Annotated in this window: 23 protein-coding genes; 15 read left to right on the forward strand and 8 right to left on the reverse strand. The window is 47.2% G+C overall.

The window, feature by feature from the left end:
- Nucleotides 1–83: 83 nt before the first annotated feature.
- Nucleotides 84–3,695 carry a bifunctional proline dehydrogenase/L-glutamate gamma-semialdehyde dehydrogenase PutA gene (putA, locus tag HH301_RS00915; RefSeq protein ID WP_169566157.1) on the reverse strand — a complete coding sequence of 1,204 codons (3,612 nt, stop codon included), beginning with the start codon at nt 3,693–3,695 and terminating at the stop codon, nt 84–86.
- A 162-nt stretch (nt 3,696–3,857) separates the two neighbouring features.
- Here putA and HH301_RS00920 point away from each other — a divergent pair, with 162 nt between their 5' ends.
- Entirely contained in the window at nt 3,858–4,319 is a 462-nt protein-coding gene (locus HH301_RS00920; protein WP_169566158.1) for an Lrp/AsnC ligand binding domain-containing protein, read from the forward strand.
- Nucleotides 4,320–4,329: 10 nt separating this feature from the next.
- Here the strand turns inward: HH301_RS00920 and HH301_RS00925 are convergent, their stop codons facing one another.
- The 6 genes from HH301_RS00925 to HH301_RS00950 all read right to left on the reverse strand — a co-directional run bounded on the left by HH301_RS00925 (nt 4,330) and on the right by HH301_RS00950 (nt 10,049).
- Complete coding sequence (locus tag HH301_RS00925; RefSeq protein WP_169566159.1) at nt 4,330–6,105, reverse strand: SLC13 family permease; 1,776 nt, start codon at nt 6,103–6,105, stop codon at nt 4,330–4,332.
- A gap of 25 nt (nt 6,106–6,130) precedes the next feature.
- The gene (locus tag HH301_RS00930) at nt 6,131–6,529 is read right to left on the reverse strand and encodes a nuclear transport factor 2 family protein (RefSeq protein ID WP_169566160.1); all 399 of its coding nucleotides are present in this window, start codon (nt 6,527–6,529) and stop codon (nt 6,131–6,133) included.
- Between the two features lie 40 nt (nt 6,530–6,569).
- Nucleotides 6,570–7,394: a metal ABC transporter permease gene (locus HH301_RS00935; RefSeq protein ID WP_206378111.1), complete on the reverse strand. Its 825-nt coding sequence runs from the start codon at nt 7,392–7,394 to the stop codon at nt 6,570–6,572.
- Nucleotides 7,384–8,172 (reverse strand): ATP-binding cassette domain-containing protein, encoded by a 789-nt coding sequence (locus HH301_RS00940; RefSeq protein ID WP_169566161.1) that lies wholly within the window; start codon nt 8,170–8,172, stop codon nt 7,384–7,386. Before HH301_RS00940 ends, HH301_RS00935 begins: the two co-directional genes overlap by 11 nt.
- A 9-nt stretch (nt 8,173–8,181) precedes the next feature.
- Nucleotides 8,182–8,643, reverse strand: a complete 462-nt coding sequence (locus tag HH301_RS00945) for a transcriptional repressor (protein ID WP_169566162.1) — start codon at nt 8,641–8,643, stop codon at nt 8,182–8,184.
- A 68-nt stretch (nt 8,644–8,711) separates the two neighbouring features.
- Complete coding sequence (locus HH301_RS00950; protein ID WP_169566163.1) at nt 8,712–10,049, reverse strand: mechanosensitive ion channel family protein; 1,338 nt, start codon at nt 10,047–10,049, stop codon at nt 8,712–8,714.
- 150 nt (nt 10,050–10,199) lie between these two features.
- Here HH301_RS00950 and HH301_RS00955 point away from each other — a divergent pair, with 150 nt between their 5' ends.
- The 3 genes from HH301_RS00955 to HH301_RS00965 all read left to right on the forward strand — a co-directional run bounded on the left by HH301_RS00955 (nt 10,200) and on the right by HH301_RS00965 (nt 14,894).
- Nucleotides 10,200–10,796 (forward strand): helix-turn-helix domain-containing protein, encoded by a 597-nt coding sequence (locus HH301_RS00955; protein ID WP_169566164.1) that lies wholly within the window; start codon nt 10,200–10,202, stop codon nt 10,794–10,796.
- Between the two features lie 10 nt (nt 10,797–10,806).
- Nucleotides 10,807–13,257, forward strand: coding sequence for an FAD-dependent oxidoreductase (locus tag HH301_RS00960; RefSeq protein WP_206378112.1), 2,451 nt, complete (start codon nt 10,807–10,809; stop codon nt 13,255–13,257).
- An 89-nt stretch (nt 13,258–13,346) separates the two neighbouring features.
- Nucleotides 13,347–14,894: an acyl-CoA carboxylase subunit beta gene (locus HH301_RS00965; protein WP_169566165.1), complete on the forward strand. Its 1,548-nt coding sequence runs from the start codon at nt 13,347–13,349 to the stop codon at nt 14,892–14,894.
- Nucleotides 14,895–14,944: 50 nt separating this feature from the next.
- Here HH301_RS00965 and HH301_RS00970 read toward each other — a convergent pair whose 3' ends face one another.
- Nucleotides 14,945–15,439, reverse strand: coding sequence for a MaoC family dehydratase (locus HH301_RS00970; protein WP_169566166.1), 495 nt, complete (start codon nt 15,437–15,439; stop codon nt 14,945–14,947).
- Between the two features lie 354 nt (nt 15,440–15,793).
- Between HH301_RS00970 and rplU the strand changes: the two genes are divergently transcribed.
- The 11 genes from rplU to HH301_RS01025 all read left to right on the forward strand — a co-directional run bounded on the left by rplU (nt 15,794) and on the right by HH301_RS01025 (nt 25,894).
- Nucleotides 15,794–16,195 (forward strand): 50S ribosomal protein L21, encoded by a 402-nt coding sequence (gene rplU / locus HH301_RS00975; protein ID WP_169566167.1) that lies wholly within the window; start codon nt 15,794–15,796, stop codon nt 16,193–16,195.
- Nucleotides 16,196–16,200: 5 nt separating this feature from the next.
- The gene (gene rpmA / locus HH301_RS00980) at nt 16,201–16,458 is read left to right on the forward strand and encodes a 50S ribosomal protein L27 (protein ID WP_169566168.1); all 258 of its coding nucleotides are present in this window, start codon (nt 16,201–16,203) and stop codon (nt 16,456–16,458) included.
- A 110-nt stretch (nt 16,459–16,568) separates the two neighbouring features.
- Nucleotides 16,569–17,633 (forward strand): GTPase ObgE, encoded by a 1,065-nt coding sequence (gene obgE, locus HH301_RS00985; RefSeq protein WP_169566169.1) that lies wholly within the window; start codon nt 16,569–16,571, stop codon nt 17,631–17,633.
- Complete coding sequence (gene proB / locus HH301_RS00990) at nt 17,621–18,748, forward strand: glutamate 5-kinase (RefSeq protein ID WP_169566170.1); 1,128 nt, start codon at nt 17,621–17,623, stop codon at nt 18,746–18,748. Before obgE ends, proB begins: the two co-directional genes overlap by 13 nt.
- 27 nt (nt 18,749–18,775) lie before the next feature.
- The gene (locus HH301_RS00995; RefSeq protein ID WP_169566171.1) at nt 18,776–20,074 is read left to right on the forward strand and encodes a glutamate-5-semialdehyde dehydrogenase; all 1,299 of its coding nucleotides are present in this window, start codon (nt 18,776–18,778) and stop codon (nt 20,072–20,074) included.
- A 2-nt stretch (nt 20,075–20,076) separates the two neighbouring features.
- A complete protein-coding gene (locus HH301_RS01000; protein WP_169566172.1) occupies nt 20,077–20,685 on the forward strand; it encodes a nicotinate-nucleotide adenylyltransferase in 609 nt (202 codons plus the stop codon).
- A gap of 64 nt (nt 20,686–20,749) precedes the next feature.
- Complete coding sequence (gene rsfS, locus HH301_RS01005) at nt 20,750–21,109, forward strand: ribosome silencing factor (RefSeq protein ID WP_169566173.1); 360 nt, start codon at nt 20,750–20,752, stop codon at nt 21,107–21,109.
- 40 nt (nt 21,110–21,149) lie between these two features.
- On the forward strand, nt 21,150–21,608 hold the full coding sequence (locus HH301_RS01010) for a 23S rRNA (pseudouridine(1915)-N(3))-methyltransferase RlmH (RefSeq protein WP_169566174.1): 459 nt from the start codon (nt 21,150–21,152) through the stop codon (nt 21,606–21,608).
- Between the two features lie 89 nt (nt 21,609–21,697).
- Nucleotides 21,698–23,245, forward strand: coding sequence for a 2,3-bisphosphoglycerate-independent phosphoglycerate mutase (gene gpmI / locus HH301_RS01015; protein ID WP_206378113.1), 1,548 nt, complete (start codon nt 21,698–21,700; stop codon nt 23,243–23,245).
- The gene (locus HH301_RS17825) at nt 23,232–24,602 is read left to right on the forward strand and encodes a peptidoglycan DD-metalloendopeptidase family protein (RefSeq protein ID WP_169566176.1); all 1,371 of its coding nucleotides are present in this window, start codon (nt 23,232–23,234) and stop codon (nt 24,600–24,602) included. Before gpmI ends, HH301_RS17825 begins: the two co-directional genes overlap by 14 nt.
- Nucleotides 24,602–25,894, forward strand: a complete 1,293-nt coding sequence (locus HH301_RS01025; RefSeq protein ID WP_169566177.1) for a S41 family peptidase — start codon at nt 24,602–24,604, stop codon at nt 25,892–25,894. Before HH301_RS17825 ends, HH301_RS01025 begins: the two co-directional genes overlap by 1 nt.
- Nucleotides 25,895–25,958 lie beyond the last annotated feature (64 nt).

Raw genomic sequence — 25,958 nt, forward strand, 5'->3', positions numbered from 1 at the left:
CGCAGAAAACAGGTATTCCTCATGAATCACCAGAAATATTAGCAATTTATAGTAAACAAGATCTTATCAAATAGTGAAATTTTCTATTCAGCTGAAGCAGCTAACAAAGCCGCATTTCCACCGGAGGCTGTTGTATCAACACTCAGGCAACGCTCATGCACAAACTCGCGCCAGTCCCGTTGGCTCTCAAGGACTGGGACAAGCTTGCCTGGCAATTGAGAAATGACTTTTCGGATGCCCCGAATATGTTCAACGTTATCCGTAGAAAAACAAATTGCATCCAACTCAAGTTTTTGCATTTCGCCAAGATCTAACAGGTCTGTTTTGCAGAATTCAATTTGCGCAGAAAATTCAGGCTTGTCGGCCATAAGAGTCATTAACTCTTTTGCACCGGCAACAGTTTCTTGCAGAATAACTGTATTTCCAGTCGCAAGCGCCAAAAGCAGATCCAGATGCCAGTCCTCACCGACAAGAGCAATTCGACCCCTTGGATGCAAGGTCAGCTGATTACTTTCTCCTGTTGGGCCAGGACAGATTTGGCTAGTTTCTCCATATCCCTGAAGCTTTCTCATTAATTGCTGCTCAAGGTTACTCCGCTCGCCATGCCATGCCTTTAGCAAAGAGAAGATACCACTGTGCGCCATTTCCAGGGAGGTGGAAGGTGACATGGAACCTGTCTCTTCTGCACTTTTTTGGAATTTATGCAGGTAAAGCGGACCACCCGCTTTTGGGCCTGTGCCTGAAAGCCCCTCTCCTCCAAAAGGCTGCACTCCCACTACCGCACCAATCTGATTTCGATTTACATATACATTGCCAACATGTGCCTGTTCCGCAACTTCAGCGACACGCGCATCCACGCGAGTATGAAGTCCCAATGTCAGGCCATAACCTGCTGCATTAATGTCAGAAATGACCATTTCTAATTCACCGGCTTTGTATGTCGCCACATGTAAAACGGGACCAAAAATCTCCCGCTCCATGTCTTGAATGCCGTCAACTTCGATTAACGCGGGTGCGACAAAATATCCTTTCCCCGAAAGCCCTTGTGGAATATCCACCTGCTTTAGAATAGCACCTTTGTTTTTAAAGCTCTCCACATAAGAGTTGATATTGGCCTGGGCAGCTTCATCAATGACGGGGCCGACATCCGTTGCAAAGCTGCCCGGCTTACCAATGGTAAGTTCATCCATGGCCCCTTTCAACATCGTCAACAGACGGTCTTTCACGTCTTCCTGCACATAAAGAATCCGTAGCGCTGAACACCGCTGACCAGCACTTTGAAATGCCGAAGCCACTATATCCCGAACAGCTTGTTCAGGTAGAGCAGTGCTATCCACCAACATCGCGTTCAAACCACCAGTTTCTGCAATCAATGGCGCGGTCGGCTTAGCCGTTTCGGCCATGACCTGGTGAATCTTTTGGGCGGTCAGTGTACTTCCAGTGAAGCAAATTCCATCTAGACCTTCTAACTCCGTTAAAGCCTGCCCGGTTTCAACACCACCAACCAGTAAATGAAGATTGTCTTTGGGAATCCCTGCCTTATGCATAAGCTCAACAGCAAATCCCCCTATTAGAGGTGTTTGAGGCGCCGGCTTTGCTAACACCGTGTTACCAGCGACAAGCGCCGCCACAATCTGTCCTGTAAAAATGGCGAGGGGAAAGTTCCAGGGAGAGATGCATACAAACACCCCACGAGCGGCCGTGTTTTCAGTCAGCTCTTCTGCACGGTCCGCGTAATACCGGCAAAAATCAACAGCCTCACGAACTTCATTCAAAGCATCAAGCGGGATTTTTGCCGCCTCTCGGGTTAAGATCGCCATCAATTCAGCGGAATTTTCTTCGTATAAATCTGCTATTTTCCGAAGGACATCCGCTCGAGTTTGAACAGAGGTATTTTCCCACTGGACCACCGCTGAGCGCGCCCGTTCATAAGCCTGCTGCACCACATCCCTATCTGCTTCCAAATAACTGCCAACCCTGTCACCGAAATCCGCAGGATTAAATATTGGCTTCAAATTTTCCGCATCTTTAGTGGTGCCCGCAAGCCAGGTTTTGTCTGAGAAGTGTTGAAGTGATGCCTCATATGCAAATTGAACATCCGGATTAGAAAAATTTCGGCCCAAAGAATTTTTTCGACCCTCTGGGTAGATATCCAATGGGAGCGGCAAGGTATTTGGTTTGGATTCCAGACCTTTCATTAAAACTTCAATGGGATCCCTCACGACCTGCCGAGGGGGCACTTTCTCATCAAAGACCTGATTTACAAAGGAACTGTTGGCACCGTTTTCAAGAAGTCGACGAACTAGATATGCGAGCAAATCCTCATGAATACCAACTGGAGCATATATTCGGCAGCGTGTTTTATTCTTTTGCTTTGCCAAGCCGTGGAGCGCCTCCCCCATACCATGCAAACGCTGAAACTCAAAAGCATCAAGATCAGTCGCCATGTTCAGAACACTCATAACCGTATGCGCATTATGCGTGGCAAACTGCGGGTAGATCCGGTCCGTCATGGATAATAGCTTTTTTGCACAGGCCATGTAGCTGACATCTGTCGCAGATTTTCGTGTGAAAACTGGATACCCCTCAAGCCCTTCAACCTGCGCAACCTTAATCTCGGTATCCCAGTAGGCTCCCTTTACCAATCGGATCATAATTTTCCGATCCAGTTCCGTTGCCAATGAATAGCACCAATCAAGTACATAGAACGCGCGTGGCCCGTATGCCTGAACGACAACACCAAACCCATCCCACCCAGCGAGATCTGAGACCGATAAGACCGCCTCGATCACGTCAAGCGAAAGGTCAAGCCGGTTGGCTTCCTCTGCGTCAATATTGAAACCCATGCCCGCATTTTTAGCTTGCATAGCAAGACTAACCACCCGCGGAACCAGCTCTTTCATCACCCGCTCTTTATGGCCAAATTCATATCTTGGATGAAGAGCCGATAGTTTTATGGAGATGCCAGGATTATCACGAATATCTTCATTTACCGCAGCTTCTGACAATTCAGAAATCGCTCGGGAATAGGCATTAAAATACCGGGTCGCATCTTTTGCAGTCCGGGCTGCTTCGCCGAGCATATCATAGGAGTAGGTATATCCTTTCTCCTCCATACTACGGGCACGCCCCATCGCTTCTTGAATATCCCGGCCAAGAACAAACTGATGCCCTAATGTGCGCATTGCCTGGCCAACTGCTTTTCGAATAACCGGCTCACCAGCCCTTTTTACGAGTTTACGAACGTTTGTCACAACGTCCCATTTTTCTCGCTCCTCCAAGGAAATTACCTTGCCGGTCAACATCAATGCCCAGGTAGATACGTTGACCAGTGGAGATGCAGAATGACCCAGATGCTGGCTCCAGTCTGCAGAAGCGATTTTGTCATGAATCAAAACATCGATCGTTTCTTCATCAGGAACACGAAGCAAAGCCTCGGCTAGACACATAAGAGCAACCCCTTCCTCAGTGCTTAAACCATATTCGCTGAGGAACGTCTCCATCATTCCTGGTGTAGACTCTTTTCGGAGTAGACGCACAAATTCTGTAGCTTCGTCAACAATCTCTTCCCGCTGCTCATGCGTGATATCCAGATAATCGATCAAGGTCTCCAGATTGCGGCGCTCATCACTGATGTGATGTTCCCGAATAAGTGCCCGAATTCCTGGTAACTTAGATTGCTTTGATTGCAACATGGCTGCCTACCCTATGTAATTCCCATATTAATGAGTTAGGGCGATAGAATACGCTTTTCCAAGAAGGAAATTTTACCGTAATTTCGTATAATTTGATAAATTGTACTTTTATTTATATAAATTAAGGACGATTTGACCAAAGAATAATGATAGTATAGTCCTATGGACAAGATTGATCGAAAAATTTTAAAAATACTTCAGGAAGATGCCCGCATTACAATGACGGAACTGGCCAATAGGGTCGGGCTGACAAAGACACCGTGCATTGAACGGATCAAACGTCTGGAAAAAAGCAAAATCATTCGCAAATATATCGCTGCATTAAACCCAGATACTTTGGATGCTGGGCATATTGCTTTTGTTCAGGTAACGCTCAGTGACACGACAACACAAGCTTTGCAGGAATTTAATCTGGCAGTTCAGAAAAATCCAAAAATTCAGTCCTGCCATATGATTGCAGGTAACTTCGATTATCTGTTGAAAGTTCGAACCAAAGATATCAATGAATATCGCCAATTCCTGGGGACGACAATCGCACAACTTCCAAAGGTTCAGCAAACAAGTACATTTACTGTCATGGAGACTGTCGTCGATCAGGTGACTTTCGAAGTCCCCGTGGAATAAGCAGTTACACCTATAGTGGCCAGAAAATCAGAATTGTTGGTACGGATATGGCGACGATGAGTATTTCCAGCGGAAGCCCCATCCGCCAATAATCACCAAACTTATATCCACCCGGCCCCATGATCAGAGTGTTGTTTTTATGCCCTATTGGCGTAAGAAATGCACAAGAAGCCGCAACAGCAACCGCCATCAAAAAAGGGTCGGGATTTACATTGAGTTTACTGGCAACTTCCACTGCTATCGGCGCACCAACAACCGCTGTTGCGGTATTATTGAGAACATCCGACAAAGTCATGATGACAATCATCAACACCGTTAAGACCACCATCACCGGCAAGCCTTCAGTCAGTCCGACAAGCTGGCTAGCAATTAATTCTGTGCCACCAGACTGTTCCAAAGCTGTCCCAAGCGGGATCATCGAGCCCAATAGAACGATCACCGGCCATTCAACTTGATGATAAACCTCCTGAAGCGGCACAATTTCAAGAAGAACATAAGCCGCAACAACAATAGCAAGCGCGACAGCCAGATATAACCACCCGAAACTGGCCGCAAGGATTGCTGCTGAGAAAACGCCAATAGCAAGACCTGCCCTCTTGTATTGCGTTACGGAAAGTCCACGTTCCGCCAATGGCAGAACGCCCAACCAATTTGCAACCCCTTCTAAACGCTCCGAAGGCCCCAAGAGCAAAAGAATATCTCCTGCTTCAATTTGCAGCCGCCGTACTCGCTCCCGAAACCGGGTTCCTTCTCTGGAAACGCCCAACAAAGTAACCCCATGCCTCAAAAGCAATTTTAGAGAGAGAGCAGAGCGCCCCTCGATCAATGCATTTTGCGGCACCACAACTTCCATTAAGGACATACCGCCAGAGGCAACCTTCTCATGACGCTTTTCACCCGCAAATTCGAGCTTCAACGCACCCCGAAACTGATCCAACTCCTGAGGCCCGGCTTCCAGGATAAGGACATCGCCAGCCTGAATTTCAATATGACGCGCATATCCTGAAAATCGACGTTTCTGGCGCACTAGGCCAATTATGGAAACATCAGCGTCTTCAGCTTGACTATCCAACTCCCGCACTTTCAAGCCGACAGCTGATGATCCTTCCGGAACCACCAACTCAGCAATATAATCCTCCAGCTCCATCAACTCGCTACCAGGATCTTTACCGCTATCTTTTCGGGGAATTAGCTTCCAGCCAAACAGGGCGACGAAAGCGATACCGATAACAGAACATGTAAGCCCTACAGGTGCGAAATCGAACATCCCGTAGGCTTCACCCAGCGCTTGCTCCCGATAAGACGCTATAATAATATTGGGTGGTGTCCCAATAAGCGTAATCATGCCGCCCAAAATTGTCGCGAAAGCCAAAGGCATCAAAGTAATGCGGGGACTTCTTTCCTTCTTTTTCGCCGCCTGTAAATCCACGGGCATCAAAAGAGCTAACGCAGCCACATTGTTCATGAACGCCGACAAAATGGCTCCAATCCCGCTCATTGCAGAAATATGCCTTGAGAGTTTCAGGTCCATTGCCGTTACTTTTCGGGTGATAATGTCAATAGCGCCGGAATTCACCAACCCACGTGAAACGATGAGCACCAATCCCACAATAATCGTTGCTGGATGGCCAAAACCCGAAAATGCATCTTCTGTTGGAACAACACCCAAGACAAGCGCGATTATAAGGGCAATAAAAGCAACCAAATCATATCGCCACCGGCCCCAGAGCAGGAAAACAAAAACCACCGCAAACAGCGAAAACAAAATGATCTGGTCTGTCGACATATCTGACCTCAGCTATCGAGATATATTAAGAAGCAGCTTGAAACTGCTCCAGCATGGCTTTCATTTTCGCATGTAAAAGATTGATGGCTTTTAAAGGCCTGACCATCACTTTAAAATCAGTAATAAGACCTTGATCGTCGCACGTAATCATATCAACGCCATTGATTTCAATACCGTCGATCTCTGTTTGAAACTCCAGCACAGCGTGATTGCCATCAACAACCTCCCTCAGGTATTTAAAGTTTTCACCGCCCAAGACCTGAAAAGCAGCCCCTAAATACATTTGAGTTAGTTTCTGACCTTGCTGAGGAGTGTGGACGACTGGCGAATGAAAAATAGCGTCTTCATGCAACAGCTCTTTTAACCCCCGAACATCTTTGGTCTCGAGCAAGCCATGCCATTTTTCTAAAGTTTCATTGATCATTTTATTCTCCCTTTCCCGGGAGCTTATCGAAGCATACAATTCAAGTAAACAAATCTCGGCGTCGTTGTTTCACTTGCCTTATCAGAACGGCTACAGGCGCAATAATGATAAAAATGGCTGTTGCAGATGTAACAATAGAGGGCCCTGTCGGTGTATCAAAACTAGCAGATCCAATTATGCCTGCCATGACTGAAACTAATCCAATTAATGAAGCAAACACAGCCATCATTTCAGGGCTTCGGACCAGCTGACGAGACGTCGCAGCAGGGATAATTAGCAGTGAGGTAATCAACAAAATACCGACAATCCGGATAGAAACCGCTACAACAATGGTCATCAACATGACCAATATTAAGTTGACCCAAAATGTTTTCACGCCTTCTGCCCGTGCGAGATCCTCATGCAACGTCATTAATGTCAGAGACACCCAATTGAAGAGCAAAAAAGCCACAACCAGTATTCCACCACCATATATCCAATAGATGTCCGTTAGGGTAACCGTCAAAATGTCACCAAACAAATAGGCGTGCAGATCAAATTGCCGATTTTCAACAAAACTCAAGACCACCATCCCGATGGACAAAGCCGCATGCGCCAAAATACCGAGGAGGGTATCCGTCGCCAGAAGTTTAGTTTGCTGCAGAGACAACAATAACAACGCAAAAAGACCACAGGTTACCATCGTCCCAACATTGTTGCTCAAACCCAGCAGTAGCCCAAGCGCCACTCCCAAAAGAGCACTGTGCGCAAGACTGTCGCCAAAGTAAGCCATCCGCCGCCACACAACAAAGCATCCAAGCGGGCCTGCAACCACGGCAATACCTGCGCCTGCAATAAGCGCACGTGTTAGAAAATCATCCAGCATTATGGAGGTGATCCTTTTGAGTATCTTTGTCTAACTGGAGATGATTTCCATGTATGTGCTTATGATCGTGTACATGCCCATGATCATGGTGGTGGTAGCTTGCCATCATATTCGCAAGATCCTCGCCAAAAAGAGAGACAAAGGCTGGATCCTTGGCAACCGAGCTTGGCTCTCCGTAACAACAAACCTCCCCGGACAGGCAAAGCACATTGCGCGTTGCGGACATCACAAGATGCAAATCATGGGACACCATCAGGACACTAATCCCTTGCTCGCGGTAGATCTTCTCTATGAGTTTGTAGAAAAAAAGCTGGCCCTGCACATCCAAATTTTGTGCAGGTTCGTCCAAGACTAATAGATTTGGCTTATTCAATAATGCTCTGGCCAGCAACACACGCTGCAATTCACCACCAGACAAAACAGAAAGAGGACTATTCAGAAATTGACCAATGTTGGTCTCTTCAATAACAGCCTGCTGCTCCTTGCGAGAAGCAAAAGTTCTCAGATTCAAAAAGCGCTTCACTGATATAGGGATAGAATTATCTGCGATCAGACGCTGAGGAACATAGCCCACCTTCAAATCGTCTGCCCGGGTAACTTTTCCGCGGTCTGGAGCATAAAACCCCATCATGCATTTCAACAACATAGATTTACCAGCACCATTTGGCCCGATTATGGTGATGAAATCGTTGCGACCTATGGTGAGGGAAACGTCGTTCAAGACGGCTCTTCCATCCCGGAAAACCTGAATATTTTCCGCAGTTATGAGATTTGACATATTATCCACTCACTCCGCCGACCGACAGTCCTGGCAGATACCCTCAATCTCAACTGTTGTATGGTGAGGCAGAAAACCTTGTTTCTTCACCATATCCCTCAGAGCATCCGCCACTTCTCCAGCACAACATTCCTGAACTTCCTTACAGTTGTCACAAATTAAAAAAAAGCAGTCACGGTGCTTTAAAGGGTGACTACAACCAACATAAGCGTTCAGACTATTGATTTTGTGAACCAATCCATTTTCTTGCAGAAATTCCAGCGCTCGATAGACGGTAGGTGGCTTAGCACTATAGTCTTCTCCAAGCCTATCCAAAAGATCATAGGCTTTTACCGAACCATGATTTTCCCATACAAGCTCCAGTACGTGCCGCCTCAGATCAGTAAATCGTAATCCCCGTTCTTCACAAATATCTGTCGCAGTCTGGATAGCGTCTTTGATGCAGTGGGCATGCTCATGACGTTGATACATTGATATCACCTCAACTTAATTTAATGTTATGTTATTACATTAATAAGGGAGGGTAAATACTAAACGGCCTAGTTCTTCTCGAGGGGAGCAGCTTGATCATTTGGAATGGCTGCGCCCAAAGCCTGCGGATGATTGCTCTCAACCATCTCAACGCGAATATCTCTCTGCGGAAAGGGAATATCTACGTTATGTTCTTTGAACGCCTTCCAGATTTCAACAAGAACCGCGCTGGTTACATTTGCACAGCCTTGCTCAGGATCTGCGATCCAAAAGCGAAGCTCTAAATCAATGGCGTTATCACCGAAACCACGCATCAAGCATCTGGGAGCGGGATTTTTCAAAACTCGATCAACTGTGACCGCAACTTCCTCTACGATTTTAATCACTTCCGGGATATCGGAAGAGTAGGCAACTCCTATCGGAGCCTTAAGTCGAATATTTTTGGAACTATAGGACCAATTGATAACCTGCTGAGTGATCAAATCCTCGTTAGGGATCAAATATTCCGAAGCGTCACGGGTAATGACCGACGCATATCGTGCGCCCATCGAATGGACCCTACCATATGACTCTCCAACCTCGATAACATCGCCAGGCTTGATGCTTCTATCCAGCAATAGAATCACACCACTAATTAAGTTGGAGACCACTTTCTGCAAACCAAAACCGATACCAACACCGAGCGCACCACTGAAGACCGCGAAAGCTGTGATATTAATTCCTGAATTAGACAACACGATCAATATAGCCGCAGCTATCAGGCCAACACGGATCAGCTTGGCAAGCAACACCTGCACAGAGGGTGTTAAAGCGCTAGTCTTTTGAATTCGGGCTTCCGCAAATTTTGAAAGACCCAAAGAAATCCAAAAGACAATAATCGCAGCAACTAACCCTTTAGCGATTTTCAGCATGGAGATATTGGCTTCGCCAAAGCTGAAAGACATACTGTCTAAAAACTCAAGTGTTGGGGTCAAGAAACCCAAGATGTTAAGTGCGGCAATTGTCCATATACAGAAGGCAACGAGGCGCGCCCAGGCCGTATTCTGCATAAGACGTGTTAAAATCTGAATGAAGACCCAGGCACTCAGCAGGGAACAAGTTACACTTAACAGATAAGACGGATGTCCCGCCCCCTGAATAGCCGCCAAGACTAAAAACTGGATTGTAAGCCAAAGCAGCGGCAAAGAAACAGATTGAAGTACCGGTGAGATACGCCCCATCAAAGGCAGCTTTACTTTTTGGGCAGCAGACCGAACAGCTTCCAATACACGTGGACGTAAGAAGCGGGCGATCAGGTAACCAAGTACAACAGCTATAAATTGTACTGCAAATTCAATGGTCAGAATTGCTGTTTGGATAAAGACCCATAAATTTTGGGCCCGCTCAATTAGTTCAGCTTCAGTCATGAGGACAATGGTAAACCCATTGAAGAAGAAAACAAAGTAATTACGGGTCAGTTCATCTGCCCATAAAGATAAAGAATCTTATTGCATCACAAACATTTAGATGAAATAATTTTTAAAATTTTCATTTTTGTGAAAATATCGGTTAGAAATATGCCCAAAGTCAAAAGTACAGAAAAGAAATCATACGATCCCAAAGCACTTGGAGCGCAGATCCGTGATCTAAGAAAGGCCAAAAGAATTACGATCAGCGATCTAGCGGAACGCACCAATAGATCCATAGGCAATATCAGTGAGATTGAACGTGGTATATCGGCCGTCACGGTGCCGGTCCTGCAAGAAATTGCTCTGGCACTTGATGTAGAATTGAACTGGTTTTTCGAAGGGCAGGCGAAAGCTCCTGAAAAGGAAAGCATGTGGATTGTTCGAAAAGACAATCGGCGCATCCTCCAGATGCAAAGTGCTGGTCTGACGGAGGAGCTGCTATCACCAAATCTATCTGGTCCGCTGGAATTTCTCCTCACAACTTATATGCCTGGCGCCGAAACTGGCGAGGATGGCCGCCAACGTGTTGGGGATGAGGCAGGTCTAATCCTCTCAGGATCGTTGGAGTTGAAGATAGAAGACGAGACTTTCTTGCTTAAGGAAGGGGACAGTTTTTCTCTTCCTCGGGGCGGGAAACACCATTGTAAGAACCCAGGAGAGACAAACACAATTGTTGCCTGGGTGATTACACCTCCCACATTCTAGGAGATACTGAGTGTCACGAAATATCCAACTACCACAAGAAACCGAAATTGTTATCATTGGCGGCGGCGTAATTGGCTGCTCAACGGCGTATCATCTTACTCAACTTGGTTTTCGTGATGTTCATCTACTTGAACGCAGGGAGCTAACATGCGGAACAACTTGGCACGCTGCTGGATTGGTTGGACAGCTCAGAGCAACCAGCAACATGACCAGGTTAGCCCAATACACCAGTGACCTCTATAAAGATCTAGAATCCATCAGTGGGTTTGCCACCGGGTTTCGGCAAAATGGATCAATTGGTGTCGCCACCACAGAGGCACGCTGGGAAGAAATGTTGCGAGGGGCGGACATGGCCCGCAATCTTGGCCTCGAATGCATCCGGTTTTCGCCAGAAGCTATTAAAGAGCGCTGCTCTCTTATCAACATTGATGACGTCGTGGGAGGACTATTTTTGCCCAGCGATGGACAAACCAATCCAATCGATACAACAAGAGCAATGGCGGCAGCGGCCCGCCAAAACGGCGCCAAGATCCATGAAGGCGTAACTGTCACCTCCATCCTAAAAGAAGATGGTAAGATCACAAGTGTTCAAACGGACCAAGGATCAATTAAGGCGCGCATCGTTGTCTTAAGTGGTGGCATGTGGTCAAGAGAATTGGCCGCCTCCATTGGGGTAACCGTCCCCCTTCATGCAGCAGAGCATTTTTACGTCGTGACAGAAGCCATGGATGGCGTGGACAAGACTTTTTCAACGCTGCGCGATCCAGATCATAACATCTATATTAAAGAGGATGCAGGCAAACTGCTCATCGGATCGTTTGAGCCCGTTGCAAAACCTTGGGGACATAATGGGATTCCAGAAGATTTCAGTTTTGACGAACTCCCACCAGATCTGGATCATTTTGAACCCTTCTTACTGAACGCCATGAAACGCATACCAGCGCTTGAGGAAACAGGTATCCACACCTGGTTTAATGGGCCAGAGAGCTTTACGCCGGACGACCGCTATATGCTTGGTCAGAGCCCAGAAATCGAAAACCTCTTTATCGCCAGTGGATTTAACTCTATCGGCATTCAGTCTGCTGGCGGTGCTGGCAAAGTCCTCGCTGACTGGATCAAGAATGGTGAACCGCCAATGGATCTTTGGGATGTAGATGTACGCCGGATGATGCCATTCCAAAAAAACAGAGCCTATTTATATGACCGGACTGTCGAAACCTTGGGACTGCTGTATGAAATGCATTGGCCCTATCGCCAACCAGCAACCTCCAGAAACGTTAGAAAATCCCCACTACATGACCGGTTGGAAAAAGCAGGCGCCTGTTTTGGGGTCAATGCAGGCTGGGAGCGACCTAACTGGTATACGAATGAAGGTCAATCAGCAAGCTACGAATATAGTTATGGAAAGCAAAACTGGTTCGAGAACTCTAAAGCAGAGCATTTGGCTGTCCGCGAAACCGTTGGGCTTTTTGACCAGTCCTCCTTTGCCAAATACAGAGTAGAAGGCCGGGATGCAGAAAAACTGCTCAATCGTCTTTCGACCAATGATGTGTCAGTTGAGCCAGGCAAGCTGGTCTATACACAATGGCTCAACGATCGAGGTGGGATTGAGGCAGACCTGACCGTAACACGGCTAAGCAAAACAGAATTTATGGTTTTCACCAGTTGTGGCACCCAAGTCAGAGATCTCGACTGGCTCAAACGTCATATTCAGGAGGATGAGCATGTTGTCGCAACAGACGTTACCTCAGCCTACTCTGTTTTGGGACTAATGGGCCCCAATTCACGGGCACTGCTGAGTAAATTATCACCAGACAACTTTTCCAATGAAGCGTTCCCCTTTGCAACAATGCAGGAAATCGATCTTGGTTATGCACGGGTTATGGCAAGCCGGATTACGTATGTTGGAGAACTTGGCTGGGAACTTTATATCCCGTCTGAATTCACTCAAAACGTTTATGATTGCATTGTCGAGGCCGGGCCGGAGTTTGGGCTGGTCCACGCAGGCTACCACGCCATGGACTCTCTACGACTTGAAAAAGCCTATCGACATTGGGGACATGATATCACTGATGAAGACACGCCTTTGGAGGCTGGGCTTGGATTTACAGTCAAATGGGACAAGCCCGGCGGCTTTATCGGTCGCAAAGCATTGCTTCGGCAAAAGAAAACCGGCATTTCCAAAAAACTGGTGCAGTTCAAACTGAAAGACCCAGATGCCATGCTTTATCATAACGAACCCATCGTTCGCGATGGTGAATATGTCGGCTACATATCGTCTGGTGCCTATTCCCATGTTTATGGCGCTTCTATCGGAATGGGTTACGTTCGCGGTGACAATCTAGATAGAGAAAAAATACTTTCCAGCACATTTGAATTGGAAATTGCAGGGAAAAGGTATCCGGTGGAAGCCTCCCTGGCGCCTTTCTATGACCCAAAAAGCGAAAAGGTCAAAGCCTAGATCTACATGAGGTAAATTTCACTCGCATTCCCAATCATCCTCCCCTACTCTTTTCATTAAACAAAAATAATAAAAAGGGGAGGATCATCATGTCCTGGGAAAAAGAAATAGAAGAACTACGCCGTCGCCAGGCTTACGCAAAGGAAATGGGCGGACCTGAAAAAGTCGCCCGCCACATTAACAACGGTAAACTTACAGTTCGGGATCGGATCAGCAAGTTTCTTGATGAAGACAGCTTCACTGAGATTGGCTCTGTCACAGGAAAAGTCGAATATGACGAAAATGGTGAAATAGAATCCATGATGGCCGCCAACCTGATTACGGGGCGCGGCAAGGTCAATGGCCGAAAAGTGGTCGTTGCTGGAGATGATTTCACGGTGAGGGGCGGTGCCAATGACGCCGGGATCCGGGAAAAGCTCATTCATGTGGAAATGATGGCCAACCAGTTACAACTGCCCTTGGTTCGTCTCGTTGATGGAACCGGCGGTGGCGGATCCGTAAAAAATATTGAAACAGATGGACGCACCTACATACCCGCAGTCCGTGGCTGGGAACATGTAGTGGATAATCTCTCAACAGTTCCGGTCGTTGGCCTCGCCCTTGGATCAACTGCAGGCCTTGGGGCCGCACGGGTCGCTGCCAGTCATTATTCGGTAATGGTCAAAGAAACCTCTCAGATGTTTGTAGCTGGCCCGCCAGTTGTTGCCCGCGTTGGCGAGAAACTGGATAAGAATGAACTGGGCGGGTCGAACATCCATACCCGAAACGGGGCTGTCGACGACGAAGCAAAGTCTGAACAGGAAGCGTTCGATATGGCAGCTCGCTTTTTGTCTTACCTTCCGCAATCCGTTTACGAACTGCCAGAGAGAACAGACCCGATTGATGATCCAGAGCGACGTGATGATTGGCTGATCGAAGCTATTCCACGTAATCCCCGCCAAGTCTATAAGATGCGGAAAATCATCAAAAGCCTTGTCGACAAAGATAGCTTTTTTGAGATGGGGGCCAAATGGGGTCGATCTGTAATCACTGGATTTGCCAGACTTGACGGTTGGCCAGTCGCCTTAATGGCAAGCGATCCATATCATTATGCAGGCGCTTGGACATCTGATGCCGCCGACAAAGTGCTTCGCTTCGTCGATTTGGCAGAGACCTTTCATCTTCCTGTTGTTCATCTCGTCGATATCCCGGGATTCTTAGTAGGAAGAGAAGCTGAAGAGCAAGCTACAATTCGTCATGGGGTCAGGGCTATGACGGCCGTCTTTCAGGCGACTGTCCCCTGGTGCACAATTATTATTCGAAAAACCTATGGAGTTGCGGGCGCTGCTCACATGAATTCATCCCGGTTTAATCTTCGATATGCATGGCCCTCAGGAGACTGGGGTTCGCTTCCAATCGCTGGTGGGCTGGAGGCCGCCTACAAGTCCGAGATAGAAGCCGCAGATGACCCAGAGGCAAAACTTCAGGAAATAGAAGATCGCCTGAATAAATTGAAATCTCCCTTTCGCACTGCTGAAAGATTCATGGTCGAAGAGATCATCGATCCAAGAGATACGAGGAAACTTCTATGTGAATTTGTGGATCTGGCGGCCCCCCTTCGTAAGACGGGGCGACCCAGCTTTGGTGTGAGGCCGTAAGGGTAATTAGCAGGAAGCCGGCTCCTGCCGGCTTCCCATATCCACAGAGATTACTTCTTCAGTTTTACAAGGAACTTCTGCTCCCCTTCCATGAGAAGTTCGTTCCGTTGATTATGAACAGTTGCCTTCAGGGTAATCACACCTGTTTTAGATTGTTTCTTCAAATCCACCACTTCCAGCATGGGATAAACCGTATCCCCACTAATCAGAGGTTTTAGAAACTTGCTGGATTGCTCGATAAAACCGATCATGCAATCACCCATCACATGTGGAAACAAACCTGCACCAGGGGTTGCCTGAATCAGCACCTGGAAGCCATGGGCAAGCATTCCTGAATACCCAAGTGCCTTGCAGTACTCTTCGTCGTAGTGAATGGGGTGATTATCTCCTGAAGCCAGCTGAAAGGCTGCAAAATTTGCATCTCCGATGGTTCTGGAGGGGATGGGGAACTTGTCACCGATCTTTAAATCCTCAAACCCTTTTGTTTCCACGAGCGGGTTCGAAAAGGGATCATATCGATCCTCTGTTGGTGTTTTCGAGCTCAATTTCGGCTCCTCTTCGTTGTTATTCTTCTTTTCCAGGAGATTTTCCTCACTCAAGATTTAGCAGGGAACTCGATTCTGTTCAATTCGGAGAAAAATCACCTTCCAAGCCATCACCAAACCAAATTAAACATGATCTTCAGCCCTTTTCCGCCATTTCTGCGATATGTGCAGACAGTGTTTTTCTGCTCAAAGGTGATGTTCTCAGGCAATTATTCATAAAAATGCAAAAATCTTCATCACCCGCATTGAATCCTGTTGACTTGAGTCAGTCGATAGATATATTGCGGCCTTCAATTGCGGTGCGCAGAGTAATGAGTCTTTGCGCCCTTTCATTATGTTCGAAACGGATCAGCCATGTTTGCAGTGATCAAAACCGGCGGCAAACAGTACAAAGTCGCCAAAGACGATGTTATTAAGGTAGAGCGCCTGGCAGGAGAAGCCGGCGACACCGTAACTCTTGACCAGGTTCTGGCAGTTGCCGGAGACGACGGTGCCCTGACAGTAGGTGCGCCTGTTGTTGAAGGTGCAACTGTTTCTGCAACTTTGCTGGAACAGAGCCGCGCAGACAAAATCGTTGTCTTCAAGAAAAAACGTCGCCAGAATTACCGTCGTAAAGCTGGCCACAAACAGGACCAGACAGTTCTGAGAATTACAGAAATCTCTGCTAAGGGCGGTGCCAAAAAGGCAGCTCCTAAGGAAGCAGCAGCTAAGAAAGCAGCTCCTAAAAAGGAAGCTGCTGACAAAAGCGAGGAGTAGACTAGATGGCACATAAGAAAGCTGGCGGTTCATCCCGTAACGGTCGCGACTCAGCGGGTCGTCGTCTCGGCATTAAAAAATTCGGTGGTGAAGCCGTAATCCCGGGCAACATCATTCTTCGCCAACGGGGCACCAAATGGCACCCGGGTGAGAACGTTGGCATGGGCAAGGATCACACCATCTTCGCCGTTACTGACGGTAAAGTGAAATTTACCAAGAAAAGTGGCGGTAAGATCTATGTATCCGTAGACGGTCAGGCTTAAGTCTCCCAATACGATACAAACGAGATTTAGAAGGGGAATGGTCCAACCATTCCCCTTTTTCTTTTGGAAAAAACAAGCAAACTTCCGCTTATTCGACCGGTGGCAAAGTCATGAAATTTCTGGATCAGGCAAAAATCTATTTAAAGTCAGGGAACGGTGGGCCAGGCTCACTGAGTTTCCGGCGTGAAAAATACATTGAATTTGGTGGTCCCGATGGTGGCAACGGCGGCCGAGGTGGCTCTGTCATTGTTGAATGCGTGGATGGCTTAAACACTCTGATTGACTATCGCTATCAGCAACATTTTAAGGCTAAGAATGGCGGTCATGGGATGGGCCGAGACAGAACAGGTGCGGCTGCGCCAGATGTGATCCTCAAAGTCCCCGTTGGAACCCAAGTTCTAGAAGAAGATAACGAGACCCTGATTTGTGACATGACCGAAGTCGGGCAATCCCGTGTTCTATGCACTGGGGGTGATGGCGGCCGAGGCAATGCGGCCTTTAAGACTTCAACAAACAGGGCGCCTCGCAAATTCGAACCCGGTTGGCCTGGGGAAGAACGCTGGATCTGGTTGCGCCTGAAATTGATTGCAGATGTTGGTCTGGTAGGACTTCCTAACGCTGGAAAATCGACTTTCCTAAGCGTAACTAGTCGCGCTAAACCCAAAATTGCGGATTATCCTTTTACAACGCTGGTTCCTCAACTGGGTGTTGTTGGTGCTGGCGGCAAAGAATTCGTTCTTGCCGATATCCCTGGCCTCATTGAGGGAGCCTCTGAAGGTGTAGGTCTTGGGCATCGATTTTTGGGTCATGTTGAACGTTGCCGTGTTCTCCTTCATCTGATTGATGGAACCGCGGAAGATGTGATCGAACCATATAAAACCATCCGGAATGAATTGGCAGCTTATGATGATAATCTCGCCAAAAAGGATGAAATCATTGTCCTAAATAAAATCGACGCCCTCCTCGATGAAGAAATTGAGGAGAAAGTCGCTGCACTTGAAAAAGTGTCTGGAAAAAAAGTGCTGACGATTTCAGCTGCAACGGGTGATAATGTAGAAAGCCTCCTTTTTGAGCTCTTGGATATTGTTCAAAAATCCAAAGCGGAAGAAAAGGCTGAACTCGTTCAGCAGGAGCGGCAGGACGCCGGAGAAGAAGAAGAAAAATGGCAGCCTTAATTGACAGGTTTACCAAGGCAAAACGTATTGTTATCAAAATCGGCTCAGCTCTTTTAGTCAATGAAAAGACGGGGATGCTTCGCCGCGATTGGCTAACAGCCCTTGCTGAGGACATCCAAGAACTTCGTTCCAATGGTCAAGAAGTCCTGATCGTCTCCTCGGGTTCTATTGCCATTGGCCGCAGAATTCTTGGCTTAAAAAAAGGCAGGCTAAAACTCGAAGAAAGTCAGGCAGCAGCAGCCACGGGCCAAATCCATCTTGCCCATGCCTATCAAGAGATCCTAGGTGACCACGATCTTAAAATTGCGCAAATCCTCCTGACCCTTGGAGACACAGAAGAGCGCCGCAAATACCTGAACGCACGAAGCACATTATCGACACTTCTCAATTTAGGGGTTATCCCCGTCATCAATGAAAACGACACTGTCGCGACCAGCGAAATTCGTTATGGTGATAACGATCGCCTGGGCGCCCGTGTTGCCCAAATGATGGGCGCCGATTGTCTGATCCTCTTAAGTGATATTGATGGGCTGTATACGGCCGACCCCTCTAAAGATCCCAATGCGGAATTCATCGCAAAAATCCCTGAACTGACTGAAAAAATTATGGCCATGGGTGGTGGCGTCCAAACGGCTTTTGGCAGCGGCGGTATGATCACAAAACTTCAAGCCGCTGAAATTGCAGTCTCTGCCGGGTGTAATATGCTCATCACAAGTGGCAAGGTGAACAATCCTCTCAGTAAGATAAAAACAGGAGAATCCCGTTTTTCCTGTTTTCTTGCAAAGGACACTCCCAGAAATGCTCGCAAAAAGTGGATTGCAGGCAGTTTAGGAAGCCAAGGAGCATTAATTATCGATAGCGGCGCAGAAAAGGCGCTGCAAAAAGGAAAAAGTTTACTACCTGCTGGTGTGTCGGCAATTCAAGGAGAGTTTGAACGGGGCGACCTTGTCACCCTCATCAATAGCCAGGGTAAGGAGCTAGGCCATGGCCTGACTGCTTACTCATCCAAGGATGCTGAGCTCATCATCGGCCAGAAAAGTAGCGAAATTGTCAGCATACTGGGTTACGCGGGTCGGGATGAGATGATTCATCGCGACGAACTCGCATTAAAGTAACTAGTATGAAGTATAGGGATTAAAAAGATGTGTCCTTCCGAAACTAAAGATATTGAAGCGATCATGAATGAAATGGGGCAGCGCGCCAAGGCTGCTTCCCAACAGCTAGCGAATGCTCCGACCGAACAAAAAAACGCAGCATTAAAAGCCGCGGCCAGATCACTCATAGAAAATACACAGCATATCATGGAAGAAAACAGCAAAGACATGGATGCTGTCAATCAACGTCCGGATTATAAGGACTCTTACAAAGATCGCCTGAAGCTGGATAAAGATCGAATAAAAGCTATGGCAGATGGATTGGAGGATATCGCAAAATTGAACGACCCTGTCGGTGAAGTCATTGCAAATCTGACCCCTCGCAATCGTGACCTCACGATTGAGCGCGTCCGCGTTCCTCTCGGCGTTATTGGGATTATTTACGAATCCCGACCAAACGTAACAGCAGATGCAGGCGCATTATGCTTGAAATCCGGCAACGCCTGTATTTTGCGCGGTGGGTCCGATAGCTTTCATTCTAGCCGAGCCATACTGGGATGCCTTCAGAACGGACTTAAAGAAGCCGGGCTAGATCCAAACTGCATCCAGCTTATTCCGACCACGGATAGGGCCGCTGTGGGCAAATTATTGACCATGACAGATACAGTTGATGTCATTGTACCCAGAGGTGGGCGTGGCCTGATTGAGCGTATTCAGAGAGAAAGTAAGATCCCCGTTTTCTCACACCTAGACGGCCTGGTACATATATATTTAGATAAAGAAGCTGATCCAAAAAAAGCGTTAGACGTGATTTGGGACGCTAAATTGCGGCGGACTGGTATTTGTGGTGCGTTGGAAACTTTATTAATTCATGAAGATGTAGCATTCACTTTTGCTCCCAGCATCATTGAAGAACTACTGAAATCCGGATGCGAAATTCGTGGTGATGATATTATTCAATCCATGGACGAAAGAGTTAAAAAGGCGACAGAAGAAGACTGGAAGACAGAGTATCTGGACAAAATCCTTTCTGTAAGAGTTGTCTCTGGTCTCGAAGAAGCCATGCATCATATCGAAACTTATGGTTCTCACCACACTGACTGTATCATTACTGAAAACGACGCAGTAGCCACCCAATTTCTAAACGAGGTGAATAGTGCGATTGTTGTACGTAACGCCTCCACCCAGTTTGCGGATGGTGGTGAATTTGGTATGGGGGCTGAAATCGGTATCAGTACTGGCAAAATGCACGCTCGTGGACCTGTCGGAGTGGAACAACTGACAACCTTTAAATATAAGGTTATCGGCGATGGGACTACTCGAGGAATACCACATTCGAAAAAGTAACTGTGTCAAATAAACGCAAAATAGGACTTCTGGGCGGGTCATTTAACCCCGCCCACGAAGGACATCTTTATATCAGCAAAATTGCCCTCACAGCTCTTGGGCTGGATGAGGTTTGGTGGCTTGTCTCTCCGCAAAATCCGTTGAAATCGGGTGCAGAAACAGCGGGCTATGAAACGCGCCTGCATAATGCGCAAAAGCTGATCAAAGATCACCGAATTAAAGTTTCCGATTTTGAACAAAAAGTTGGGCAAACTTATACAGCAAAAACCCTTCAAGCCTTGAAACGATGCTATCCGGACATCACGTTTGTTTGGCTTATGGGTGCTGATAACTTGCAGCAGATTCCTAAATGGCATCAATGGCATAGCATTTTCAAGTCATGCCCTATCGCGGTGTTTGACCGGCCAGGTTACACGTATCAGGCTCTCAACGGAAAAGCGGCACACCGATATCGGCATTGTCGAAAATATGCCGCAAGCTGGGGGCGGCCTACCCCAAATTTTGCCAATCAATCCACCCCATCATGGATCTTTGTCACACACACTAAACATAAGTTGAGTAGTAGCTATATAAGAAAAACTGCAACAAATGCAGGAAAAGCTTGCTCTTAAGCTGAAAAATAACCACATTATATTTGTTAGACCCAACCCAATACGGGAGTTAAGTAGACATTAAATGAGCGTTTCAACAACTGTACCTTCTAATCTCCGCGACCTTGTCCAGAATTGCCTGGAGGACGACAAAGCGGAAGACGTAGTTCTTATTGACCTTGCAGGCAAAACCTCCTTCGCAGATTACATGATCATCGCAAATGGCCGTTCAACCCGCCAAGTTGGTGCCATGGCTGATCATTTGAAAGATCGCATCAAGGAAGCTGGTTTTGGTATCGCCCAAATTGAGGGCCAGGCGAATTGTGACTGGGTTCTGGTCGATGCCGGCGACGTCATTGTTCATCTGTTCCGTCCGGAAGTTCGGGAATTTTATAATCTCGAGAAAATCTGGGCACCGATGGCTGCGAGTGAAATGATCAGTTAGTCAGGCGGACGCTTTGGCGTCCCCGGCAGGAGAGTAGAGAATGCGCCTGACAATCGCAAGCGTGGGCCGCTTCAAGGGTGGCCCGCTGCAGGAGCTTTTTACGGAATATGCCAGCCGAACCCCATGGGATCTGACACTCAAAGAGGTTGAGGAAAAAAAACCGCTGAAAGGGGATAAACTGAAAACCCGTGAAGCGGAATTACTTATGAAAGCAATCCCAGCACAGGCCAAAAAAATAGTACTCCATGAAAAAGGTCGAGAGCTTTCAAGCGTTGAATTTGCTAAGCTTTTGGCGGATTTCGCAACTGATGGCGTCCAAGATGTCGCCTTTCTAATTGGAGGAGCTGATGGACATGCAAAGAACACACTTGATACAGCAGACCGGCTTTTATCTTTGGGTAAAATGACCTGGCCGCATTTAATGGTTCGGGGATTGCTCGCAGAACAAATCTACAGAGCCTACTCCATTCAAAGCAATCATCCTTATCACAGAGCATGATCTATTCTGGATCAATTGCTTGAAATTAATGGAATTTTATAAACTCTGACTATATAAATCAGACGATGATGAATAACTTGACGGCTACCATGAAAAAACTGGTTCTTTTATGCATTCTCGACGGTTGGGGATACAGTAAATCCAAGGTCGATAACGCAATTGCACAAGGAAATACGCCCAACTGGGACCAATTTGTGAAAGATTGCCCAATGAGCTTTCTGGGAACATCTGGCCTTGATGTGGGTCTACCTGAAGGACAGATGGGGAATTCAGAAGTCGGCCATATGACCATCGGTAGTGGACGCGTCATTCTTCAAGATCTCCCGCGTATCAATTCGGATATTCAATCAGGGGCTCTGGCTGAAAACCCTAAGCTTCTTGAGCTGATTGCCAAACTGAAAGAAACAGGCGGCACCTGCCATATTGCCGGGCTCCTGTCACCGGGTGGTGTACACTCCCATCAAGATCACATACTCGCCCTGGCCAGCATACTTGACGATGCAGGCATTAAAGTTGCTATCCATGGATTTATGGATGGACGGGACACTCCACCAACGAGCGGCGCTGGTTTTCTCGAAACCGTCCAGAATGAGCTGGGCAAGCTCGAGCATGCCTCACTCGCCACCCTTTGCGGACGATATTTTGCAATGGACCGGGACAACAACTGGGACCGTGTCTCTCTTGCCTACAACGCCATGTTCCATGCAGAAGGAACTATTGAAGACCTCTCACCAGAGATGCTTTCCTCAGCTTACGAAAATGATGAAAATGATGAATTTCTGAAACCTCGTATTTCATCAGGATACGCTGGGATTAAAGATGGTGATGCGTTTTTAGCAGCAAACTTCCGCGCAGACCGGGCTCGGCAACTCTTAACAGCTGTTACGGATCCAACATTTGATGGGTTCGATCGTAAAACCCAGGCTAAATTGTCTATGGTGTTGGGAATGGTCGAATATTCCGCTAAGCTGGCGGAAGTTATTCCTGCTTTATTCCCGCCAGTAGAGGTCAAAAACACCCTTGGCGAAGTTGTCTCCAAAGCTGGAATGACCCAGCTACGAATAGCTGAGACAGAAAAATATGCACATGTGACCTTCTTTCTGAATGGGGGGGAAGAGCAAGTGTATGAAGGTGAAGAACGTATTCTGATTCCAAGCCCAAAAGTTGCAACCTATGATCTGCAGCCTGAAATGTCCGCACCGGAAGTCAAAGAAAAACTCCTGGAAGCGATTAAAGGGCAAACATTTGACCTGATTGTTGTCAACTTTGCTAATCCAGATATGGTCGGGCATACCGGTGTTATGGATGCTGCCATCAAAGCGGTTGAAACCATCGACGAATGCATTGGAGAGCTTACCAAAGCCATGGATGAAGTGGACGGAACTATGTTCATCACTGCCGATCACGGCAATATTGAAATGATGAAAGACCCCAAAACCCACAAGCCCCATACTGCTCACACCACAAATCTAGTTCCGTTTCTGCTGTCTGCAGGTGACAAGTCTCAGTCCCTCCAAAAAGGGACACTTGCGGATATTGCACCTACATTGCTATCCGTTCTGGGGCTAGACATTCCAGATGAAATGTCCGGGAAAACTCTTTTGGCCCCGGCATTGAAGAGCCGTGCAGCATCTTGAGAAAATAAAAACTCTCCTTTGCCTGTCGGTGCTGACGGGACTAATTTCACTCGCCGCCAGCACCGCTCTTGCGGAAACTGATCCAACGCAAGAGCTGAAAAGGCTGCACCAACAGCTATCGGCCTCTAATTCCCGTCAGGAAGAAATATCTGGAAGGCTGAATTTGCTGTCTGGGGAAATTAGAGCCTTAAAAGAAAAATCAGCGCAAATTGCGCTTCGCCTTAATGGCATTGACCAAAAAATGGTGGAAACAGAGGAACGCCTCGAAGATATTGCCGCAGTAGAGTCGCAAACCCTCCAGATGCTATCACGTCAAAATAAAGGACTGGCCAATACACTGTCTGCACTGTTGCAGTTAAGCCGGCAACCTGAAGGAAGCCTGATCGGTAGTCCCGAGAATCTGGTGGATACACTCAGGGCAGCAACGTTACTGAAATCTGTTATCCCTTCACTCAAAGATCAGGCTGAAGAACTGAGCACGCAGCTGGATACACTTGCAGGATTACGGGATGAATATCTGCAAGAGCAGCAAAAATTGGCCACGTTGAGAACATCTCGTCAAACTGAGCAAGCTGCCTTGAATGAACTTCTAGAAGCAAAGCAGATGGTTCAAGCGGCTTTAAAAAGTCGAAATGTCCGGGAAGAAAAAAAGCAGGCCTCTTTAAATGCTAAGGCACAGGATCTTGTAGCCCTCCTGTCTCGACTTGAAAAAGAAAAACAAGCTCGCCTGGCCGCAGAACGCAGACGAATAGAAGCTGAGATCAAAAAACAAGAAGAACTCCGAAAACTGGAACAGGAGCGAAAAGCAAAGGAACTTGCGCTGGCTAAGGAAGAAAAAAACAGCCAAGTAGCAACTGCGCCTATTCCTAAACCCATTCCAACCCGTAAGGAAACAGTTGAAGACAAACCTGTGGTCACAGCAAGTTTACCGAAAATTCAAACTGGAGAACCTTTTTCCAAGATAAAAGGAACACTTCCTTTACCAGTTGGTGGAAAAATTGTGTCTAAATACAATTCATCACCTGAAAGACTGAAAAAGAATGGTATTGTGATTGAAACACGGGATGGTGCCACAGTAATTTCACCTTATGATGGTCAAATTGCATTTGCTGGACCATTTCGTCACTATGGACTGTTATTGATTATTGACCATGGAGAAGGGTATCATACACTCCTTGCGGGTCTAGGATCGATTGACGGCGAAGTTGGACAGTTATTGTTGGCCGGTGAACCTGTTGGAACAATGAATGCGGGCAATCGTGTCAACCCGACACTATATATGGAACTGAGAGTAAAAGGATCGCCGATAAACCCAATCCCTTGGTTAGCGGCAGGTTATAGAAAGGTCAGTGGATAATGAGAAATGTTGTTACGTGTTTTCTGGCAGCTGCAGTCATAATCTTGTCGCTGGCAATCCTGACAACACCCAAAACCAAGGTTGAAGCCAGTTCCGAAACCTACAAACAACTGAATCTGTTCGGTGATGTGTTCGCGAAAATCCGTGAAGACTATGTAGAAGAGGTAGATGACGCAAAATTGATCGAGGCAGCCATCAACGGGATGCTGGCATCACTTGACCCTCATTCCAGCTATCTGAACCCCAAAAATTATTCCGGGATGAAAATCCAGACACGGGGCAAATTTGGCGGACTTGGTATTGAAGTCACCATGGAAGGAGGCATCATCAAGGTCGTTGCACCAATTGATGATACACCGGCAGCTGCTGCCGGAGTAAAGGCTGGTGACTATATTACGCATTTGGATGGTGAACCTGTCCTCGGCCTCACTCTTTCTGAAGCTGTTGAACGGATGCGCGGGCTCGTGGACACAGACATCTCTTTGACCATTCGCCGGGAAGGCCTCAAAGAACCTCTGGAAATCACTATCACACGCGCAATTATCACTGTGCAGTCTGTTCGTGGGCGCCTGGAAGATGACAATCTAATTTATGTTCGGATTTCAAGTTTTACTGAGCAAACCGATAGCGGACTTCGTAAAACGATTGCTCGATTATCTGAAGAAGCGGGAGAGGAAATCCGCGGTATTATTGTAGATCTAAGAAATAATCCTGGTGGCTTGCTGGATCAGGCTATTGCTGTCTCAGATGCATTTCTGACAAAAGGCGAGATTGTTTCCACACGTGGCCGGGATCCACAAGACTCTCAACGCTATAATGCAACGCCAGACGATGTTGTCGATGGTAAGCCAATTGTGGTGCTCATTAATGGTGGCTCAGCCAGTGCTTCAGAAATTGTTGCTGGCGCACTTCAGGATCACCGCCGTGCTGTCGTCCTTGGCACGCAGAGCTTCGGGAAAGGTTCCGTGCAAACAATTGTTCCCCTTCAAGGTAATGGGGCCATGCGGATGACAACGGCGCGCTATTACACACCGTCCGGAATTTCAATTCAGGCCAAAGGCATTACCCCGGATATTGAGGTCGAACAGGCTAAGTTAGAAATTCTAGAGCCTCGGTCAAGACGCACAGAAGCTGACCTTCGCAATCACCTGGAAAATGGCGAAGATGAAGAGGGTAAGGCTGGAGAAAAAGCCGATGCTTCTGAAGCTCAGCCTTTGGAGGATTACCAGTTGCTTCGCGCAAAAGACCTATTGAAGGGCGTATCGCTTTTTGCCAAAAAGGACTTTCAGTAATTCTGAACCCTTTGGACAATAAGTGAACATTTCAGGCAATGTTTAAAAAAGACAAACCGGCAGT

It is taken from the genome of Sneathiella limimaris, assembly GCF_012932565.1.
GTDB classification, from domain to species: domain Bacteria; phylum Pseudomonadota; class Alphaproteobacteria; order Sneathiellales; family Sneathiellaceae; genus Sneathiella; species Sneathiella limimaris.

Coding starts and splice junctions, on each gene's coding strand:
- putA (WP_169566157.1), bottom strand. CDS start 3,695: ATGTTGCAATCAAAGCAATCTAAGTTACCAGGAATTCGGGCACTTATT.
- HH301_RS00920 (WP_169566158.1), top strand. CDS start 3,858: ATGGACAAGATTGATCGAAAAATTTTAAAAATACTTCAGGAAGATGCC.
- HH301_RS00925 (WP_169566159.1), bottom strand. CDS start 6,105: ATGTCGACAGACCAGATCATTTTGTTTTCGCTGTTTGCGGTGGTTTTT.
- HH301_RS00930 (WP_169566160.1), bottom strand. CDS start 6,529: ATGATCAATGAAACTTTAGAAAAATGGCATGGCTTGCTCGAGACCAAA.
- HH301_RS00935 (WP_206378111.1), bottom strand. CDS start 7,394: ATGCTGGATGATTTTCTAACACGTGCGCTTATTGCAGGCGCAGGTATT.
- HH301_RS00940 (WP_169566161.1), bottom strand. CDS start 8,172: ATGTCAAATCTCATAACTGCGGAAAATATTCAGGTTTTCCGGGATGGA.
- HH301_RS00945 (WP_169566162.1), bottom strand. CDS start 8,643: ATGTATCAACGTCATGAGCATGCCCACTGCATCAAAGACGCTATCCAG.
- HH301_RS00950 (WP_169566163.1), bottom strand. CDS start 10,049: ATGACTGAAGCTGAACTAATTGAGCGGGCCCAAAATTTATGGGTCTTT.
- HH301_RS00955 (WP_169566164.1), top strand. CDS start 10,200: ATGCCCAAAGTCAAAAGTACAGAAAAGAAATCATACGATCCCAAAGCA.
- HH301_RS00965 (WP_169566165.1), top strand. CDS start 13,347: ATGTCCTGGGAAAAAGAAATAGAAGAACTACGCCGTCGCCAGGCTTAC.
- rplU (WP_169566167.1), top strand. CDS start 15,794: ATGTTTGCAGTGATCAAAACCGGCGGCAAACAGTACAAAGTCGCCAAA.
- rpmA (WP_169566168.1), top strand. CDS start 16,201: ATGGCACATAAGAAAGCTGGCGGTTCATCCCGTAACGGTCGCGACTCA.
- obgE (WP_169566169.1), top strand. CDS start 16,569: ATGAAATTTCTGGATCAGGCAAAAATCTATTTAAAGTCAGGGAACGGT.
- proB (WP_169566170.1), top strand. CDS start 17,621: ATGGCAGCCTTAATTGACAGGTTTACCAAGGCAAAACGTATTGTTATC.
- HH301_RS00995 (WP_169566171.1), top strand. CDS start 18,776: ATGTGTCCTTCCGAAACTAAAGATATTGAAGCGATCATGAATGAAATG.
- rsfS (WP_169566173.1), top strand. CDS start 20,750: ATGAGCGTTTCAACAACTGTACCTTCTAATCTCCGCGACCTTGTCCAG.
- HH301_RS01010 (WP_169566174.1), top strand. CDS start 21,150: ATGCGCCTGACAATCGCAAGCGTGGGCCGCTTCAAGGGTGGCCCGCTG.
- gpmI (WP_206378113.1), top strand. CDS start 21,698: ATGAAAAAACTGGTTCTTTTATGCATTCTCGACGGTTGGGGATACAGT.
- HH301_RS01025 (WP_169566177.1), top strand. CDS start 24,602: ATGAGAAATGTTGTTACGTGTTTTCTGGCAGCTGCAGTCATAATCTTG.